The sequence below is a fragment of the Thalassobacillus sp. B23F22_16 genome (assembly GCF_043496955.1).
In the GTDB taxonomy this organism is placed as follows: Bacteria; Bacillota; Bacilli; order Bacillales; family Halobacillaceae; genus Thalassobacillus; species Thalassobacillus devorans_A.
In genome coordinates this window covers 107,218-122,980 of record NZ_JBIEKD010000013.1, presented here as the reverse complement: position 1 = coordinate 122,980, position 15,763 = coordinate 107,218, and the positions used below count along the sequence as shown (strand labels likewise).

17 protein-coding genes and 1 riboswitch are annotated in these 15,763 nt (G+C 45.9%); of the genes, 8 read left to right on the top strand and 9 right to left on the bottom strand.

From position 1 onward, the window contains the following. Positions 1-412 precede the first annotated feature (412 nt). Together ACGTNI_RS11970 and aceA are read left to right on the top strand one after the other, a co-directional pair. Positions 413-535 (top strand): hypothetical protein, encoded by a 123-nt coding sequence (locus tag ACGTNI_RS11970; protein ID WP_254901766.1) that lies wholly within the window; start codon positions 413-415, stop codon positions 533-535. A gap of 149 nt (positions 536-684) precedes the next feature. Beyond that, positions 685-1,980: an isocitrate lyase gene (gene aceA / locus ACGTNI_RS11965; protein ID WP_394462675.1), complete on the top strand. Its 1,296-nt coding sequence runs from the start codon at positions 685-687 to the stop codon at positions 1,978-1,980. 94 nt (positions 1,981-2,074) lie between these two features. On the opposite strand, the gene eutH is transcribed toward aceA, so the two are convergent. Together eutH and ACGTNI_RS11955 are read right to left on the bottom strand one after the other, a co-directional pair. After that, positions 2,075-3,151, bottom strand: coding sequence for an ethanolamine utilization protein EutH (eutH, locus tag ACGTNI_RS11960; RefSeq protein ID WP_394462674.1), 1,077 nt, complete (start codon positions 3,149-3,151; stop codon positions 2,075-2,077). A gap of 210 nt (positions 3,152-3,361) precedes the next feature. Next, a complete protein-coding gene (locus tag ACGTNI_RS11955) occupies positions 3,362-3,544 on the bottom strand; it encodes an aspartyl-phosphate phosphatase Spo0E family protein (protein ID WP_394462672.1) in 183 nt (60 codons plus the stop codon). Positions 3,545-3,708: 164 nt separating this feature from the next. Beyond that, positions 3,709-3,811: riboswitch (SAM riboswitch) on the top strand. 145 nt (positions 3,812-3,956) lie between these two features. Between ACGTNI_RS11955 and ACGTNI_RS11950 the strand changes: the two genes are divergently transcribed. Then, a complete protein-coding gene (locus ACGTNI_RS11950; protein ID WP_394462670.1) occupies positions 3,957-5,069 on the top strand; it encodes a 5-methyltetrahydropteroyltriglutamate--homocysteine S-methyltransferase in 1,113 nt (370 codons plus the stop codon). A 133-nt stretch (positions 5,070-5,202) separates the two neighbouring features. On the opposite strand, the gene ACGTNI_RS11945 is transcribed toward ACGTNI_RS11950, so the two are convergent. Next, the gene (locus ACGTNI_RS11945) at positions 5,203-6,264 is read right to left on the bottom strand and encodes a PRK06851 family protein (RefSeq protein WP_394462668.1); all 1,062 of its coding nucleotides are present in this window, start codon (positions 6,262-6,264) and stop codon (positions 5,203-5,205) included. 126 nt (positions 6,265-6,390) lie between these two features. Between ACGTNI_RS11945 and ACGTNI_RS11940 the strand changes: the two genes are divergently transcribed. Beyond that, positions 6,391-6,786, top strand: a complete 396-nt coding sequence (locus ACGTNI_RS11940) for a VOC family protein (RefSeq protein ID WP_394462666.1) — start codon at positions 6,391-6,393, stop codon at positions 6,784-6,786. Positions 6,787-6,802: 16 nt separating this feature from the next. Further along, positions 6,803-7,186 carry a VOC family protein gene (locus ACGTNI_RS11935; RefSeq protein WP_085506539.1) on the top strand — a complete coding sequence of 128 codons (384 nt, stop codon included), beginning with the start codon at positions 6,803-6,805 and terminating at the stop codon, positions 7,184-7,186. Here ACGTNI_RS11935 and ACGTNI_RS11930 read toward each other — a convergent pair whose 3' ends face one another. The 6 genes from ACGTNI_RS11930 to ACGTNI_RS11905 all read right to left on the bottom strand — a co-directional run bounded on the left by ACGTNI_RS11930 (position 7,187) and on the right by ACGTNI_RS11905 (position 13,332). After that, positions 7,187-8,287 (bottom strand): GerAB/ArcD/ProY family transporter, encoded by a 1,101-nt coding sequence (locus ACGTNI_RS11930; protein WP_394462663.1) that lies wholly within the window; start codon positions 8,285-8,287, stop codon positions 7,187-7,189. It lies immediately after the preceding gene. Between the two features lie 16 nt (positions 8,288-8,303). Further along, positions 8,304-9,413, bottom strand: a complete 1,110-nt coding sequence (locus ACGTNI_RS11925; RefSeq protein ID WP_394462661.1) for a GerAB/ArcD/ProY family transporter — start codon at positions 9,411-9,413, stop codon at positions 8,304-8,306. 18 nt (positions 9,414-9,431) lie between these two features. Then, positions 9,432-9,659 (bottom strand): hypothetical protein, encoded by a 228-nt coding sequence (locus ACGTNI_RS11920; RefSeq protein ID WP_394462659.1) that lies wholly within the window; start codon positions 9,657-9,659, stop codon positions 9,432-9,434. Positions 9,660-9,664: 5 nt separating this feature from the next. Beyond that, entirely contained in the window at positions 9,665-10,873 is a 1,209-nt protein-coding gene (locus ACGTNI_RS11915) for a Ger(x)C family spore germination protein (protein ID WP_394462657.1), read from the bottom strand. Then, positions 10,870-12,453, bottom strand: a complete 1,584-nt coding sequence (locus ACGTNI_RS11910; protein ID WP_394462655.1) for a spore germination protein — start codon at positions 12,451-12,453, stop codon at positions 10,870-10,872. The genes ACGTNI_RS11915 and ACGTNI_RS11910 overlap by 4 nt, the downstream gene beginning before the upstream one ends. Positions 12,454-12,594: 141 nt before the next feature. Beyond that, positions 12,595-13,332 (bottom strand): YqjF family protein, encoded by a 738-nt coding sequence (locus ACGTNI_RS11905; protein WP_394462653.1) that lies wholly within the window; start codon positions 13,330-13,332, stop codon positions 12,595-12,597. Positions 13,333-13,579: 247 nt separating this feature from the next. On the opposite strand from ACGTNI_RS11905, the gene ACGTNI_RS11900 reads away from it, so the two are divergent. From ACGTNI_RS11900 to ACGTNI_RS11890, 3 genes are all read left to right on the top strand, one after another. Beyond that, on the top strand, positions 13,580-13,762 hold the full coding sequence (locus ACGTNI_RS11900; protein ID WP_394462651.1) for a YjzC family protein: 183 nt from the start codon (positions 13,580-13,582) through the stop codon (positions 13,760-13,762). Between the two features lie 96 nt (positions 13,763-13,858). Beyond that, a complete protein-coding gene (locus tag ACGTNI_RS11895) occupies positions 13,859-14,857 on the top strand; it encodes a helix-turn-helix transcriptional regulator (RefSeq protein ID WP_394462649.1) in 999 nt (332 codons plus the stop codon). A gap of 139 nt (positions 14,858-14,996) precedes the next feature. Then, a complete protein-coding gene (locus ACGTNI_RS11890; RefSeq protein WP_394462647.1) occupies positions 14,997-15,749 on the top strand; it encodes an Rv1352/Rv1906c domain-containing protein in 753 nt (250 codons plus the stop codon). Positions 15,750-15,763 lie beyond the last annotated feature (14 nt).

Sequence of the window (15,763 nt, the reverse complement as noted above, 5' to 3'; positions counted from 1 at the left end):
TTTAGGGCTTCGCAGTTTGTATCAAAGATATATTTTCTTACGTCAATCTTAAAGAAACCGCCGTATACGGGTCCGTACGTACGGTGGTGTGAGAGGACGGAGGTTAGTCACCTCCTCCTACTCGATTGTTCCGACTTAGCTCCACTATCTTCTCCCCTAACGATGATGACTTCTTCCCTGTCTCAAAAATGTTCCGCCCTGTCTCAATAAACTTCTTCCCTAACGGATACATGTTCTTACTTAACGCCACTCCGTAGTCTTTTTCTATGATAAAAAACACCTATATCGTAGACTAAAGCACTAATTCATAAAAAATTCTGAAAAAGTGGTTGCATTTTCCGGCCAAACTATATAAACTGTATCATAACAGTTAAACAAAACATTTTACTGTATTATAAAAGGAGGAATTAACATGAAAAAACAGATCGAACGAAACAGTGGACATCATTGCCCGGAATGCGGTACACCAGTAGGAGATCACAGCGCGATTTACTTTATGGAATGTGAACATTGCCTGGCTAAAAGTGAAGAGTAAATTTTTTTAACCTCACTGTTATATAATAACCAAAAAATTATGGGTTATGTATTATAACAAAAGGGGCAGGCACCACTAATCCTGCCCCGACCATGAATCCATGAGCAACATCTTTATATATAACCATTTCTAAGGAGGAGTCAGATTTTATGAAACAAGAAAGAATCGAAAACCTGAAAGAACAATGGAAACAGGAACGCTGGGAAGGGATTACACGTCCATATGAGCCGGAAGATGTCATTCGTCTCCGCGGATCGATGGACATTGAATATACATTAGCGAAAAAGGGTTCAGAAAAATTGTGGAAGATGATGAATGAAGAAGGATACGTACATGCGCTTGGAGCTCTTACTGGAAACCAGGCGATGCAGCAGGTGAAAGCAGGACTGAAAGCTATATACTTAAGCGGATGGCAGGTTGCGGCAGATGCCAACTTGTCCGGTCATATGTATCCCGACCAGAGCCTGTACCCGGCAAACAGCGTACCGCAGGTGGTCAAACGGATTAACCAGGCATTGCAGCGTGCTGATCAGATTCACCATATGGAAGGGAAGGACGATATCGATTGGTTCGCGCCGATCGTTGCCGATGCCGAAGCAGGATTCGGCGGCCAGTTGAATGTATTTGAATTGATGAAAGGAATGATTGAAGCAGGAGCTTCTGCGGTACACTTCGAGGATCAATTATCTTCCGAGAAAAAATGCGGTCACTTGGGCGGAAAAGTATTGCTGCCGACACAGAATGCGGTACGCAATTTGATATCAGCCAGATTTGCAGCGGATACGATGGGGGTTCCAACCGTAATCATTGCCCGGACCGACGCCAATGCAGCAGATATGATCACGAGCGATCTGGATCCGTATGATGCTGAATTCATGACCGGCGAACGGACAGCAGAAGGATTCTTCCGGACCAAACCAGGCATTGAACAGGCGATTTCCCGCGGGCTGGCTTATGCACCGTATGCCGACCTGATCTGGTGTGAAACTTCAGAACCTAACCTGGAAGAAGCGCAGCAGTTTGCTGATGCCATCCATGAAAAATTCCCTGGTAAACTGTTGGCATACAACTGCTCTCCGTCATTCAACTGGAAAAAGAAACTGGATGACGAAACGATCGCCAACTTCCAGAAGGAGCTTGGCAAGATGGGCTATAAGTTCCAGTTCGTGACACTGGCAGGTTTCCATTCCTTGAACCATGGCATGTTCGAATTGGCTCGTCAATACAAAGACCGCGGCATGGAAGCTTATTCCGAGCTGCAGCAGGCTGAATTCGCAAGCGAAGAGCACGGCTACACCGCCACCCGCCACCAGCGCGAAGTCGGAACCGGCTACTTTGATGAAGTTGCTCAGGTCATCTCCGGCGGAACATCATCAACGACGGCCTTGAAGGGATCTACGGAAGCGGATCAATTTAACGAGCGAGAACTGTCTCCTCAAAAATAATCAGCAAAAGGGTGCCGGCAATTGGCACCCTTTTTTTAATGGCAACTTTCGGTTGTACTCATACTACCGTGCCTGCTAATCGTGCGTCCGTCGTTCAAGCCGTCTTTTTCAATGCAAAAACGGCAAGCGCAACTGCGCTAAAGCCGCTGACAAGTTTACCGATAATCATGGCAAACACCATCTCCTGGTTGACCCCGGCGACAAAACCTAAATGTCCTCCGAACACAAACGCCCCGCTTACTGCAAACGCAACATTGATGATTTTCCCTCTCGGTTCCATCTCCTTTAAAAGCACCAGCATCGGGATACTGTGTGCGAGTGATGCAATTAGCCCGGTTGTCGAAGTTTCACTGATCTGCAGTCTTCCGCCGATTTTTGCTAAGTATTTATCAAAGGCACGGGAGATGAACGCAACCATAGGAAAAGCACCGGCAAGGAAAATGGCGAGCCTGCCAACGATTTGAATCCCTTCATCGAGGGGCGTCATATTGGGGATGACGACAATGCCGGTCAGGGTTTCTACTGCGATTGCGGTGAGTCCGATAATCGCTAATGCTTCCACTCCTTTACCGAATATCGAAAACCCGGAGATCATCATTGAAGGCTTTTTCCATAATCCGATAGCAATTACAGTCGAAAAAATAATCGTAGGTATCAGATTTATGAGAATAATAGTCAGCTCCAGCCTTGCCACCATCGCACCTGTAAACGCGCCCACAGGTACAGTGATCAGCCCAAGAAGAATGCCTCTGGCGAAGTAGGGGTGGTCCTGTTTGTCGATGATTCCGAGTGCAACAGGTATGGTGAACACGAGCGTCGGGCCCATCATCGTTCCAAGGAAAACCCAGGCGAACAGCTCGGCATCCGGGTGCTGAGACATTTCGGTCGCCAGCGAGTAGCCGCCCATATCGATGGCGAGAATCGTGTTTGCGAAAGTGGCTGGATCGGCACCGATCACTCCGTATACAGGGGCGATGACAGGGGTCAGGAATTTGGCTATCACAGGCGCCAGGGAAATGATTCCGACCATGGCGAGTGTCAGGGAGCCCATCGCCATGAACCCTTCCGTGAAACGATCGCCGAACCCGAACCGGTTGCCGAGTATTTTATCGATGGCTCCTATACAGAGGAACCCGATTACGATCAGTATGATGATGTCGTTGATTCCCATAGCCCATCTGCCCTTTCGTTCAAGTTAATTTCTATCATAGTAGAGTAGTGGGCAGAATAGAAGCTAAAAATAAAAGATTTTGACTTGCCGGTATCCGGCTTTCTGTTGGAGATAATAGGTTAAGAGAATATGAAATGCTTTTTAGTGACAAGGGGTCACTGTTTTTATCGGCAGGCAGTTCAGGGGGTGGCTGCATAGCTATCAGCTGATTTACTTAAAACTCAGCCCTTTTGATTGCTTGAAACTATTGGTATAACGGGTGTATTCATTCAATAGTTCATCTAAGTATTGAGATATTTTTACGACTTCTGGATAGTGGTCTTCTGCTAAATATATATGGTACATTTTTTGTCGTTGTTCTTCAATTTTCTGTTCCAATTCAACTTTTTTCATCTTTTTTCCCTCCATTTCGTTACATTATTCGATAGAAAAAGTTTCCAAATGGGGGTGGGAAAAATTTCAAATTGAAGCAACAGAGAATTTTTTCCTTTGGCTTTATTTTTTCGTTTCCAGCTGATATCATTACTAGCATACTACTTTCTGAAAATTGGATAAAAATCTTATCAAGAGAGGTCGAGGGTAAGGCCCGGTGACGCCTCAGCAACCTGTATCACACAAGGTGCTAATTCCTGCAAGTTCTTTGAACTTGAGAGATAAGAAGCGGCGAATTCTATTATAAAGTCCCTTCTTATTGGAAGGGACTTTTATTTTTTATACTTTAAGTAAGTGTAAGAAAAGACTAAGGATTTCGCCAAAAGTTCCTGGAGACAAAGCAATTTTTTCTAAGCAGAGGAGAGGATTAGAAATGGCAGACACAAAAACTATAACAGCACCATTCCGCGGAGACCATGTTGGAAGTTTTCTTCGTCCGGAGCGGCTGAAGAAAGCACGCCAGCAAAGGCAGGATGGGAAAATTTCTGCAGAAGAACTGACGCGGCTTGAAGATGAGGAGATTATCAAGCTGGTAGAAAAGCAAAAAGAAGCGGGACTGCAGTCCATTACTGATGGGGATTTCCGCCGTGCCTGGTGGCATTTTGATTTTCTCGAAAATTTAGTTGGCGTGGAAGGATACGAGCCTGAATCCGGTATTCAGTTCAAAGGGGTGGAAACGAAACCCCATTCAGTCCGGGTGGTCGATAGGGTCGATTTCAGTGATAACCATCCAATGATTGAGCATTATAAATTTCTTCATTCCCTGGTGGGGAGAAATCATACACCGAAGTTCACGATTCCGAGTCCGAATATGCTATTATTCCGAGGCAATATCAATAAGGAAATCTATAAAAATGAAACAGAATTACTGAGCGATTTGACAAAAGCCTATCAAAAAGCGATCCAGGCCTTTTACGATGCGGGCTGCCGCTACCTGCAGCTCGATGATACGTCATGGGCAGGATTTTTCTCAGAAGAAGGCCTGCAGATGATTCGTGACCGTGGCCAGGACCCGGACCAACTAAAAGGATTGTTTGTCCAGGCAGTCAATGAATCGATTGCTAAAAAGCCGGAGGACCTTGTGATTACGATGCATATTTGCCGGGGCAACTTCCGCTCCACGTATACCGCATCCGGCGGCTATGATGCGGTATCGGAAACCATTTTCAGCGAACTGAATGTAGACGGATTGTTCCTCGAGTATGATGATGATCGCTCCGGCGGGTTTGAGCCGTTGCGTCACGTGAAGCGCGATGATCTCCGAGTCGTCCTTGGACTGATCACCTCTAAGACAGGGGAGCTCGAAGATAAAGACCGTATCAAAAAACGAATCGAAGAAGCGGCGGAATATGTACCGTTAGATCAGCTGTGCCTCAGCCCGCAATGCGGATTCGCATCCACCGAAGAAGGCAATATTCTTTCTGAAGATGAGCAATGGGCGAAAATCAGCCATGTCCTTGAAATTGCAGACGACGTTTGGAATTAATCAAAAGCCAGCCACTTATATGAAGAGTGGCTGGCTTTTTGGTTTGGAGGTTTTACGATCAAAAACCAGTCGGTTGTGATCAAAAATGAACTAGTTATGAGCGAAAATCGGAATATATGATCAAAATTCCAAATCAGTCATCCATCTCTGCTTTGAGCTGATCAAATAGTGCATCTACTTTACTGTCATCTGTCACCGCCGCGTAGATTTGCTCAAGCTCATCATGCAGTCGCTTCGCTTCCTGTAAGATGACTATGCCATTTTTCATATACGATTTATAACTGCGATTCAGTTCCATAATCGCGGTGGCATAATTTTCATCCGTCCCGGGTTTGACCGCTTTTTCATAGATATCGACGATTTCATCCCCATCTCTGTCAGGAAAATATTCATGGGGGTCGGTGCTGTCAAAAATACAAAATCCGAGCTCGCGGACAACAACCATATCCATGCTCTCTGGATCGAATCCACAGTGGTACATTTCGATATCGAAGCCAAGCTCTTCCGCTGCGGCGGCGACTTTTCTCAATAACGTCGATTTTCCGGTCCCTGCCCGGCCTTTAATGAAATAGCGTTTATCCAGCCCGTCGGTAAGATTATCGATGTAGTCCATCACACCTTGGGGAGTGGAAGCTCCGAAGAAGCGGTGTTTGACAATGGCGGTCCGGCCTGTGGCTGCCACCCCGTCGAAAAAGCGGTCGTTCAGATCGACAGCCAGCTGGTTCGCTTTCGTAAAGTCCATCTGGTTGATGTATATTTCCTCGAGGCCATCGTGGATATGCAGACCGGTCGCAAAGGAAGCGTGAGCCGAGGAGAATTCGTTTTCTATTTTTTCCTTCAAACCGAGGATTTCATCTTCGTGAATAGCAAGCTGATCTTTATCCAGCGCGACATCAGTATCTATGACTTTGCCGTTCCCCATGAAGCAGTCCCCATCCACGAAACCGATGTTCAAACCCGGAAGAATCACGCCGTCCAGCTCTTCCGGGTCTGAAGAACGGTGAATCATTTCAACCGCCATCCCTTTTTTCAACGATGCTTCCACAAGCCGCTTCATCAGCCGCGATTTCACACCTGGTGAGGTTCCATTTAATTTATATATCAGGCCGGTATCCTGAAAACAACTGTCATACAACGTGAAAAAGCCTTTGGCTGTGTGGTCGCCGGCGAAGTAATGGATAACATTCCCTTTCACAGTAACACGCTCCCCGATTTAGTCTCTTTTCCTTGTGTAATAGGCTATGCAATTTTCTGTTATGGGTGATTGTCTAGCAGGAATCCGGCAGAATCAGTCGAAATAGTAGGAGAATGGAGGGATACCATGAAACTGACACATATCAGGCTGCTGGTCGATAATTATGAGGAATGTTTCTTTTTCTACCGGGATACGTTAGGATTCGAGGTTACCTGGGGAGATGAGCAGTCGAATTATGCCGATTTCAAAGGAATTGGGGATGCAACCTTAGGATTATTTGAACGAAAACAGATGGCAGCAGCAATCGGGGAAGTCTATGACCGTGATGCGAAAAGCCACAATACAGCGACACTTGTTTTTAACGTTGACGATGTCGAGGAAGCCTATCACAATTGGAAAGGGAAAGTTTCCTTTATTACCACCCCTGTGGAGCAGCAGGACTGGGGCATCAAAGTTGCTCATTTCCGTGATCCGGCAGGGAACTTGATAGAGCTTTACGAACCGATTCCCGGTTCCATATAAAAAGGAGGATAATTTCATGCGCATATATATTACCAGTGTATTTGTGAAAGATCAGGCGAAAGCATTGCAATTTTATACCGAGGTGCTCGGTTTCGAGAAAAAAATGGACCTTCCGGCCGGAGATTTCCGCTGGCTGACGGTGGTTTCACCGGAAGATGCAGGCGGGATCGACCTGCTGCTGGAGCCGAATCACCATCCTGCCGCCAAACAATACCAGGAATCCATTTACCGTGATGGTATTCCGGCTACGTCGTTTGCTGTTGATGACATTGACGCGGAATACGAACGACTGGCGTCCCTCGGTGTAAGATTCCAAACGAAGCCGACCAATATGGGAGGCTCGATGGTCGCCGTCTTTGATGATACGTGCGGCAACATGATTCAGCTCGTCCAGGCATGATCAGGGATTGATTTTATGACGGAGAAAGGCGATTCCGATCAATAGGACTGGCAGGATGATTTGCAGCGGGACATGGACGTACAGAGGCACCACATCTAAACCGATATTCACGTGACTGACGTAATCATGACTGATCAGATAGGTGATGACAATTAACAGCGCCCCCATGCTGCTGACAAGCCAGATCCGTTTCGAACGGGGAATGGAAAACGTCTGGTGCAAGCCAATGATGGCGGCATGGAAAAACAAGGCGATTTTAAAAAATCCGAGAATAATCATGGTAATAATGACAAGGGGATCCATGCGCTGGATAATGTCCTGAATATTGACGAGTGATATCGTTTCTAATAATGGAATCGTCAACAGACTGGCCGCTTCTGCTCCATGGACAGCTAAAATCGTAACCTGTGTAATGGTAAGGATTACACCGCTGATGATGACCCCGGCGACTCCAATAGCCGTCCGTTTAGAAGAATCAGCCAGATAAGGGAAAAACATCATGAAAACGATCAATTCTCCAAAGGGGAATGTTAATCCCTGAGGAAAGACGGTCGTCAGAACCGGTTTCCAGCCTTCGTCTAACAGGGGCTGGAGCTTTCTGAAATCAGGCAGACCATCGATATAGACAAATAATAAAAACAAGGCTCCAAAAAAAATGACCCAGGGAAAGAATGTTTCTGCTGTTCTCGCAATCACTTCCACCCCCAGGTAAGAGGCAATCGTGACCATCAGTACAAATACACCTGCAACCACAACCAGTGGGGTCAGTCGCAGAATTGTCATCTGGATTAAGTTGCTGAAGTCACCCAGTACCCGGGCAGCGATATAAAAAAAGTAGCCGATATAGATCAGAGCGATCAGTCGGCCGATTATCGGCCCGGTGATTTTACGGGCAGCTTCTGCCAAGGTCAGGGTCGGATAGTAATTGGATAAGTGCGTAAACAAGCCATACAAAACAACTCCTGCGCTCATGCTTAACAGAATCACAAGCCAGGAACTGCTGCCAGCTTCAAATGTGAAGCCAAGTACAACAGCACTGCCGAGTTCTAATAACAGAATCATAATAAAAAATTGAAGTCCGCTGATTTTTTCAGTCCCCATTCTGCAACCTCCTCTCTCAGGACTGCTTTTTTCCAGTAGTCATCCCCCGTATCCTGCCAATCAACGATAGTAACAACGGGTAGGCGATGCCAAATGTTAAGGCAAACCATAGCCAGGTCGTTTCATTCCATTCATTGGCGTATGTCGTACTCGGATAAACAATTAACGATAAAGCGACTGTCAGCATCCCCATCGGTACCGTTATCGTACGGTACGTCTTCAGGTTCAATGTTTGTGCCAATACAGTGACAGAGGCGTAAAAGTATAGCGACAGTTTAAAAAAGATGGTCAGCAGCCAGGACACCGCAATGACCACTTCTGCCCGTTGAATCAAACCCTCGACATTCAGACTTTTGGCGACCACATATGTGGGATATGCCTGGTTGGCCGTAATTTTGACACCAAGCACCGTGGTGGTAACGAACGTGATCGCAATGATAAAAGCCCCGGCAATTAAATAGCTGGCCAGTACTTTGCGAAGCACTCGCTTCTTATCCGTGACCAGCTTCGGGTATACCATAAATAAGACGATTAATGGGAGCATCGAGACACTGAGATCAAACAGTGCCCCTTCCAGCACCGGTTTGAAACCGTTGTCCAGCCAGGGCTGGATACGATCAAGCTGAACCGATGGAATGCTGAAAAGGAAAATAATCATCAGTAAGATGACAATGTAAGGAAAAAATATTTCCGCTGTTCGGCAGATCACCTCAATTCCAAGCAACACCCCATAGATGACCGCTAACATAAGCAAAAAGTGCAGGAAGGCCATCGGCGTTTCCGGCATAATTTGTGTAACTAGGAAGTTACCGATCACCCATAAAACGGTGGCTGCCGATAGCAGGGAAAAACCGGCAAACAACAGCGAGACACTTTTACCGATCCATTTTCCTAACACTTCTTCACTGATATCGACAAGGTTACTTCCCGGAAACTGCCGGCTGATCATCCAGAACACAATGACAATAACCATACCGATCCCGACGGATAGAATAGCGCTCATCCAGGCATCATTTCCGGCATAAGTGGACAGGCTCGCCGGGGAAAGAAGGATGGAAGTGCCGATGATGAACAGAATCATCAAAAGATTGAACTGCCGTAATGTTACCTTTTCATTGAGCTCCATTATCTTCCCTCCAATCTATCAAGCGAACCATTGTTTCCATAAATGACCAAGCGGCTTGTAAATGTAAGCAAGGCCGTCCAGAGGATTCGGGACAGGAATGTTAAGCCGGTATAATGTAAGGATGGCAGCCGAGGTCGCCCATAAACAGGCGTAGACGATCATATCCTTCCATAACTTCTGTTTACGTAATTTCCTTATTCCCGCTCCCGCCCAGACGGCGAGTGTGGTTAAAAAAATCGCTTCCATAGCTGTTACTCCTCCATGTCCTTCTGGTAGGCATCCACAATCGTTCCAGTCCGTTTAATATGGACGGTTACATTCACTTCTGTTTCTACTTCCGGGAAGATATCTACCCAATCTTTTCTGATTGATTTCCAATAGGCTTTATCTTTGCGGTGAATCAGTTCTCCAAAGCCGAGGATGTCACTCTTCAGGTCTTGCTGCAGTACATCTACCGTCCCGTTTATCATCGAGGTGATTCGCTTTTCAAATTGATTTTCCACTTGATGGATGACGGCTGTTTCTGAAAGACGCAGCGGGCATTCAACCTCCGCGATCCCGGCATCGATTTTAATAGAAATGGAGACTTTCGGTTTTCCTGTGTGAATGGCTGCTTCTAACGTGCTATCAGCGTTAAAAACTTCTAATGTAATCCCGCCCTGGGAAGCATCTTTACATGGTACGAATTCCGCAGAGCTATGAACCTTATCGACAATATAGCTATAACCCTTGCTTTGTTCCTCTGTCAGCCAGCCCGCCAGGTGCTCTTTTTGAAAAACCGCCAGCCTGCTGACTTCGATACTTGTCGGTGAAGCGACTTGTTCAACGTTGTCCAGTTGGTTTCCTTCTTCGGGACTACCAACGACCTGCATACCAGTAAGCACAGGATTATCGCCCTCTGACAGCATGGCATTGAGCACATCACTGATTTTTACCGATTGAACAGGAGCCCAATACTTTTCTCCGCCTTTAATGGAGGAGAAAGCTTTTTCTGCCGGGATTCTTTCCAGCGGCGTCAATACTTTCAGTAAATCCTCTGCTTCCATCCCTTGTGCGACGGTCAAATGGAAATCGGTCCTCATTTCGTGATCACGGGACAGGAAGTCCAGTGCTTTTCCGATACCTGCTCTGGCCATTTCTTCCCCAAAAACAATCTCTCGGACATGCGCCATATAGACCTGACGCGGTGTTTTAGTAATCAGTCTTCTGACCGTTTCAAAAATAGAATTACCGACAGCTGTATACGTGGAAACTGCCGTTCGCGTTGTCATTTCCTTCGATGAAACTTCACTCGGATTGATCACCTGGACCGTCACTTTATACTGATTGTCGTCCTGGAGATCGATTCCGATGGCCGTCACAATTCCAATTTCATTCAGTTCCCGCTTACTCCAGCAGCCGGAAAGCAATAGCACACATAAACTTAACATTGCCAGCTTCAGTAAAGTTGTCCGTTTCATTCTTGTTTCTTCCTTTTTTGCCGACGGGATCGTTTCGGCGGTTTCGGGGCTTCCCCATTCTCCCGGATAATGTTCTGCTGGCTGACGAGGCGCGGTCTTGTTGTGAGTTTCCAGCGTGGAAACCTTAGAATGGCATCTTTTTGGTCTGGAACAATGAACGGTGCCATTGGAGACAAATAGGGCACACCGAAAGAACGCAGGCTCGAAAGGTGAAGCGTTAAAATTATTAATCCGAGCAAAATCCCGAACAGACCGAGTGTAGCTGCCAGAATCATAAATCCAAAACGGAGCATCCGGATTGAAATGGCAAAGTTAAAGCTTGGAGACACAAAACTTGAAATCGCTGTCAACGATACAACTATGACCATGGCTGACGATACAATGCCAGCTTCAACTGCCGCCTGTCCAAGCACCAGCGCTCCGACAATCGAAATCGCTGAGCCGACGGCCTTAGGCAGTCGCACCCCGGCTTCCCTTAATATTTCAAAGGTAATTTCCATCAGCAGTGCCTCGACGAAAGCCGGAAACGGCACACCTTCCCGTTGTGCCGATAAGCTGACCAGGAGTGAGGTTGGAATCATTTCCTGGTGATAAGTAGTCAACGCAATATAAACAGATGGCGTAAGCATGGCAAGAAAAAACGCCAAATAACGAATCAAGCGGATCAGCGTTGAGAAGTCTGCCCGCTGGAAATAATCTTCTGCTGCCTGAAAAAAATTCACGAATAAGGCCGGTACAAGCAGGACGAATGGCGATCCATCAACAATGATGGCAATTCTGCCTTCCAGGAGGCCCGCTGCAATTGTATCAGGACGTTCACTGTTGTATACCGTTGGAAATGGGGTATACGTTTCATCCTGGATCAATTCCTCTACATAGCCGCTATCTAAAATGGCATCGATATCTATTTTGTTTAAACGGTTAGTTACTTCCGTGACGACTTTTTCATCAGCCACTCCATGCAGGTAAACGACCGCCACATCTGTCTTGCTTTTAGTTCCGATCGGTTTGGTATGAATCCACAAGTTCGGATCTTTGATTCTTCTCCGCAAGAGAGCTGTATTCGTCCGGAGGGTCTCCGTAAAACCTTCCTTCGGCCCGCGCACGACCGACTGGGTCGATGGCTCTTCGACCGACCTTGCATCCCAGTCCCTCGTATCGATTGCCATCGCCTGCCTTGAGCCATCCAGCATCACAATGGTATCCCCGGATAACGCGTGGTCAAACAGCTTTTCCGTTGTGTCTATATCCGTAATATTGCCGCCTGTCATCGCAAAGTCTTTAATAATCTGAAAGTCTTCTTTTTCTATCGTATTTAAAGGTGTCTGTCTGATCTGCACCATCAACGTGTCCAGCACAAAGTCATGAACCATTGCTTCATCTACGAGACCGGACGTGTATAGAACAGCGATGTCCATGGACCCAGTCTGACCGGCTTTAAAGTGTCGGATAACCATGTCCGTACTGTCGCCGATCTTCTGTGTAACGGTATCTATGTTCGTTTGAAGCGATTGATCCAGTTGGTTGGTAGACTTGTTCTCTTTGGGGTTTTGACGTTTACGACGGAAAAATCTTGACATGATAAGCAACCCCTATATATTTTCTAGTTTTTCTATCACCATCCTTACCATTTTTTTATAAACCTATACTTTCAGCTATTAATAACCATATCCTGTAAATTGATAGAAAAGCGCATAAAAAATGCCCTGCAAACGAGGGCATCAGGTTACCTTTTTCAACGGCCAGAGAAGGACTCGCCGTGAATCAGCATAATGATAAAAGGTTTCGCCAGAGAAGGAAGGCGGAGGCAGGAAAGAGGTGAGGGTTTCCGTATCGATGTCAGCGGAAGCGTCCTGGACTTCCCAGGGGAGGTGATGGACGTCGCCTTGTATTAACCCGTTCCCCTTCTTTTGCCAAAATACGTAGCGTTCCATCAGCCAATGGGAAAGGCTGCCATGTTCAGGCGAGTAAGTCTTTGAGACAGGGTGGTAGCTTACTTCGAAATCTCCTGATGCTGCTTTTTTTCGTATGCTCCGGTAAGTGTAATGACCGTTAGTTTCTTTCATTTCCATATCCGCGTAATAGTAAGGCAGGGAGAAAGTTTTTGCTCCAAGAACAATCGTCAGCAGGTTCGCGTCTAAACTGAAAAAGTAGACACCAGGATGCCCCTGGTATTTCACATACGTCCGGACATTCAGCTCTAAATAAGAACTCAAAAAAGGAATTTCCGGTGCCCACCTGGCATGCATCCCAGTCACTTCAAACGGGACAATACTGATCCATGCCTCGCCGTCATACGTATCTAGCTCCAATTGCGGCGGAAGCAACGGTTTGATTGCTTGTTTCAGAACAGGTACATGCATAAAAAGCAGATGATCCCACTTTTGAGTCAGCAGCCACGGCCGGCCAGGGAGAGGAGTTTCGCGATGGCTCGTCTGACGTAAAATATTCTGATACATGCCTATCTTCCTTTCTGGAAAGCATTTCTATCCACTACCCAAATAATGAAGAGTATCAAACAGAGGGAAGCAGTGTTGTGGAGCGCTTGCATCGTTTTAAATGAGCGACTTTTCCCGTTAATGTACCGTCACACGTTTTATATCATCCTTTTTGCCCAAATTTGCCAAATCACGTTTATCATTATGGACAAGGTGCAATGAAAAGAATAACACCCTACAAAAAAACAATTCAGGAGGTATGATCAACATGGCTAATAACAAGCACAAAACAGGCGAAAAAGCACCAGAAGGCGGCACGTACAAAGTAGAAAGTCTCGTGAATGGCGGGGACGCCAGCAAAGATGATACAGCTATTAAATTAGAAAAAGGCGAACAGTTCCCTCCTTCTACAGAAACAGGCGAAGCAGCTTATTGGACGAAAACCTCATAATCTATAGTCAGGCAGCCTCCTGGATTTCAGGAAGGCTGCTTTATTATTTAGCAGTTAATGGTAAAATGTAGATAGATTTAACAGGGGGGACTATCTATGAGTAACCTGACAACTCGTGAGCGCGTATTGGTCTTGAAAAACGTACTTGAAAAATATACAGATGATGAAAACGAATTGACATTAAGTGAAATTGTCGATCATCTGCATAAAGAATTCGACCAAAGCTACGATTTTAATAAACGTTTGATCAAAGAAGACCTCAACACGTTCGAAGCCTCCAACGTCATCGATCTGATCGTTAACCAGGAAATGAACGGCAAGCCGAAGTATTACAGCTTTCAGAACCGGCTGTTTGAAATTCAGGAGCTTCGCCTGTTGAGTGACGCCGTCGTGTCCGCAAGGTTCATTACAAAAAAGGAAAAAGAGCGGCTGATCGATAAAATTAAACAGCTGACAAGTGAGAATCTTGCTGCCAAACTGGAAAACCAGATACATATCGACCACGAGACGGCACACAGCCAGTCCAGCAAGATAAAATATGCCATTTACAATTTGCATAACGCCATCAATGACCATAAAGCGATCAAATTTCAATACGGCCGCTACAACGTGAAAAAAGAATTTGTCCTGAGCAGGAACGGGAAAACCTATCACCTGCACCCGTATGCTTTAGTATGGAACCGCGACTATTACTATTTAATTGGATGGTCGCCAGAGCATAAGGATCTTCGCCATTACCGGGTCGACAGAATCGTCAAGCTTCAGATCACTGACGAAGTATTTGAACAGCAGGAAGATTTTGATGTTTCGCAGTATACTCACCAGCTCTTTCATATGTTCACCGGTACCGAACAATGGATCGAAATCAAATTCGCCGATCATCTGATCAACGTCATCATCGACCGGTTCGGAAAAAATGTTCCAATCAAAGAAGGCAATGACGGATATTTTACGTTGAAAACAAAAGCAGTTCTAAGCGACGGTCTCGTCGGCTGGCTCCTGACATGGGGGAGCAGCGCGGAAGTGATCGATCCTCCAGAGCTGAAAGAGAAGATGAAAGAAGAAGCAGAGAAAATGTATAAGCTTTACCATTAGAAGGAGTCTCTTACGAAGAGGCTCTTTTTTTATGCTCTTTCACCCTTTCGTTTTTTTGTGAGGGTCTGTTGCTTGTGCGGTGATACGATTTATTTACAGTAAAACAACATAAAGCTTAACGAAAAGGAGCGTGTCAGGAATGGCTAAAGAAAAAGTAAAGAAAAGCATTTTCAAACGTTGGTGGTTTTGGGTGGTCGCCGTTATTATCATAATTGCTGTCGCCGGTGGGGGAGAAGAAGGAGATACGGAAGCACAAGTGGATGAAAACCCTGCCACAGAGGCAAGCGCCGAAGAAAAAGCCGAGGAATCTGTGGAAGAAGAGAATGAATCGTCTGAAACAAAAGAATCCGAAGAGCCAGAAGTAGAGGAAACAGCAGCCGAGGAAGAAGTAGAAGAAGAAAATTCTGAACCTGAGCCAGAAACGTATTCCAGTGGAATGTACGAAGTTGGGACCGAAATTGAACCGGGGATATATTACAATCCAGATGGCAGCATCTATGCTGAAAGGTTAGCAGGGTTCAGCGGTGAACTTGACGATATCATTGCTAATGCTAATCCAGATGGACCATATTATATGGAAATTAAAGGTTCCGATGCGGCCGTTAGTTTTGGAAATGGCGGCTGGAGATTATTTGATGATGTTGAAAAAGAGCGACATGAAATCAAGAAGTCATTTTCAAGTGGGATCTATGTAGTTGGTATAGATATTGAGCCGGGCAAGTACAAACTTGAAGGGGACGGCATCTACTGGGCAAAACTAAGTGGCGTAAGTCTGGAATTGAACGACATCATATCTAACGGTAACCCTACTGGAGGAAGTGCTATTGTAGAGGTTTCACCTAATGACTTTGCTTTTGAAGTCAGTGGCGGTGAATGGACCAAAGTAGAATAATTGGTAAATGATCA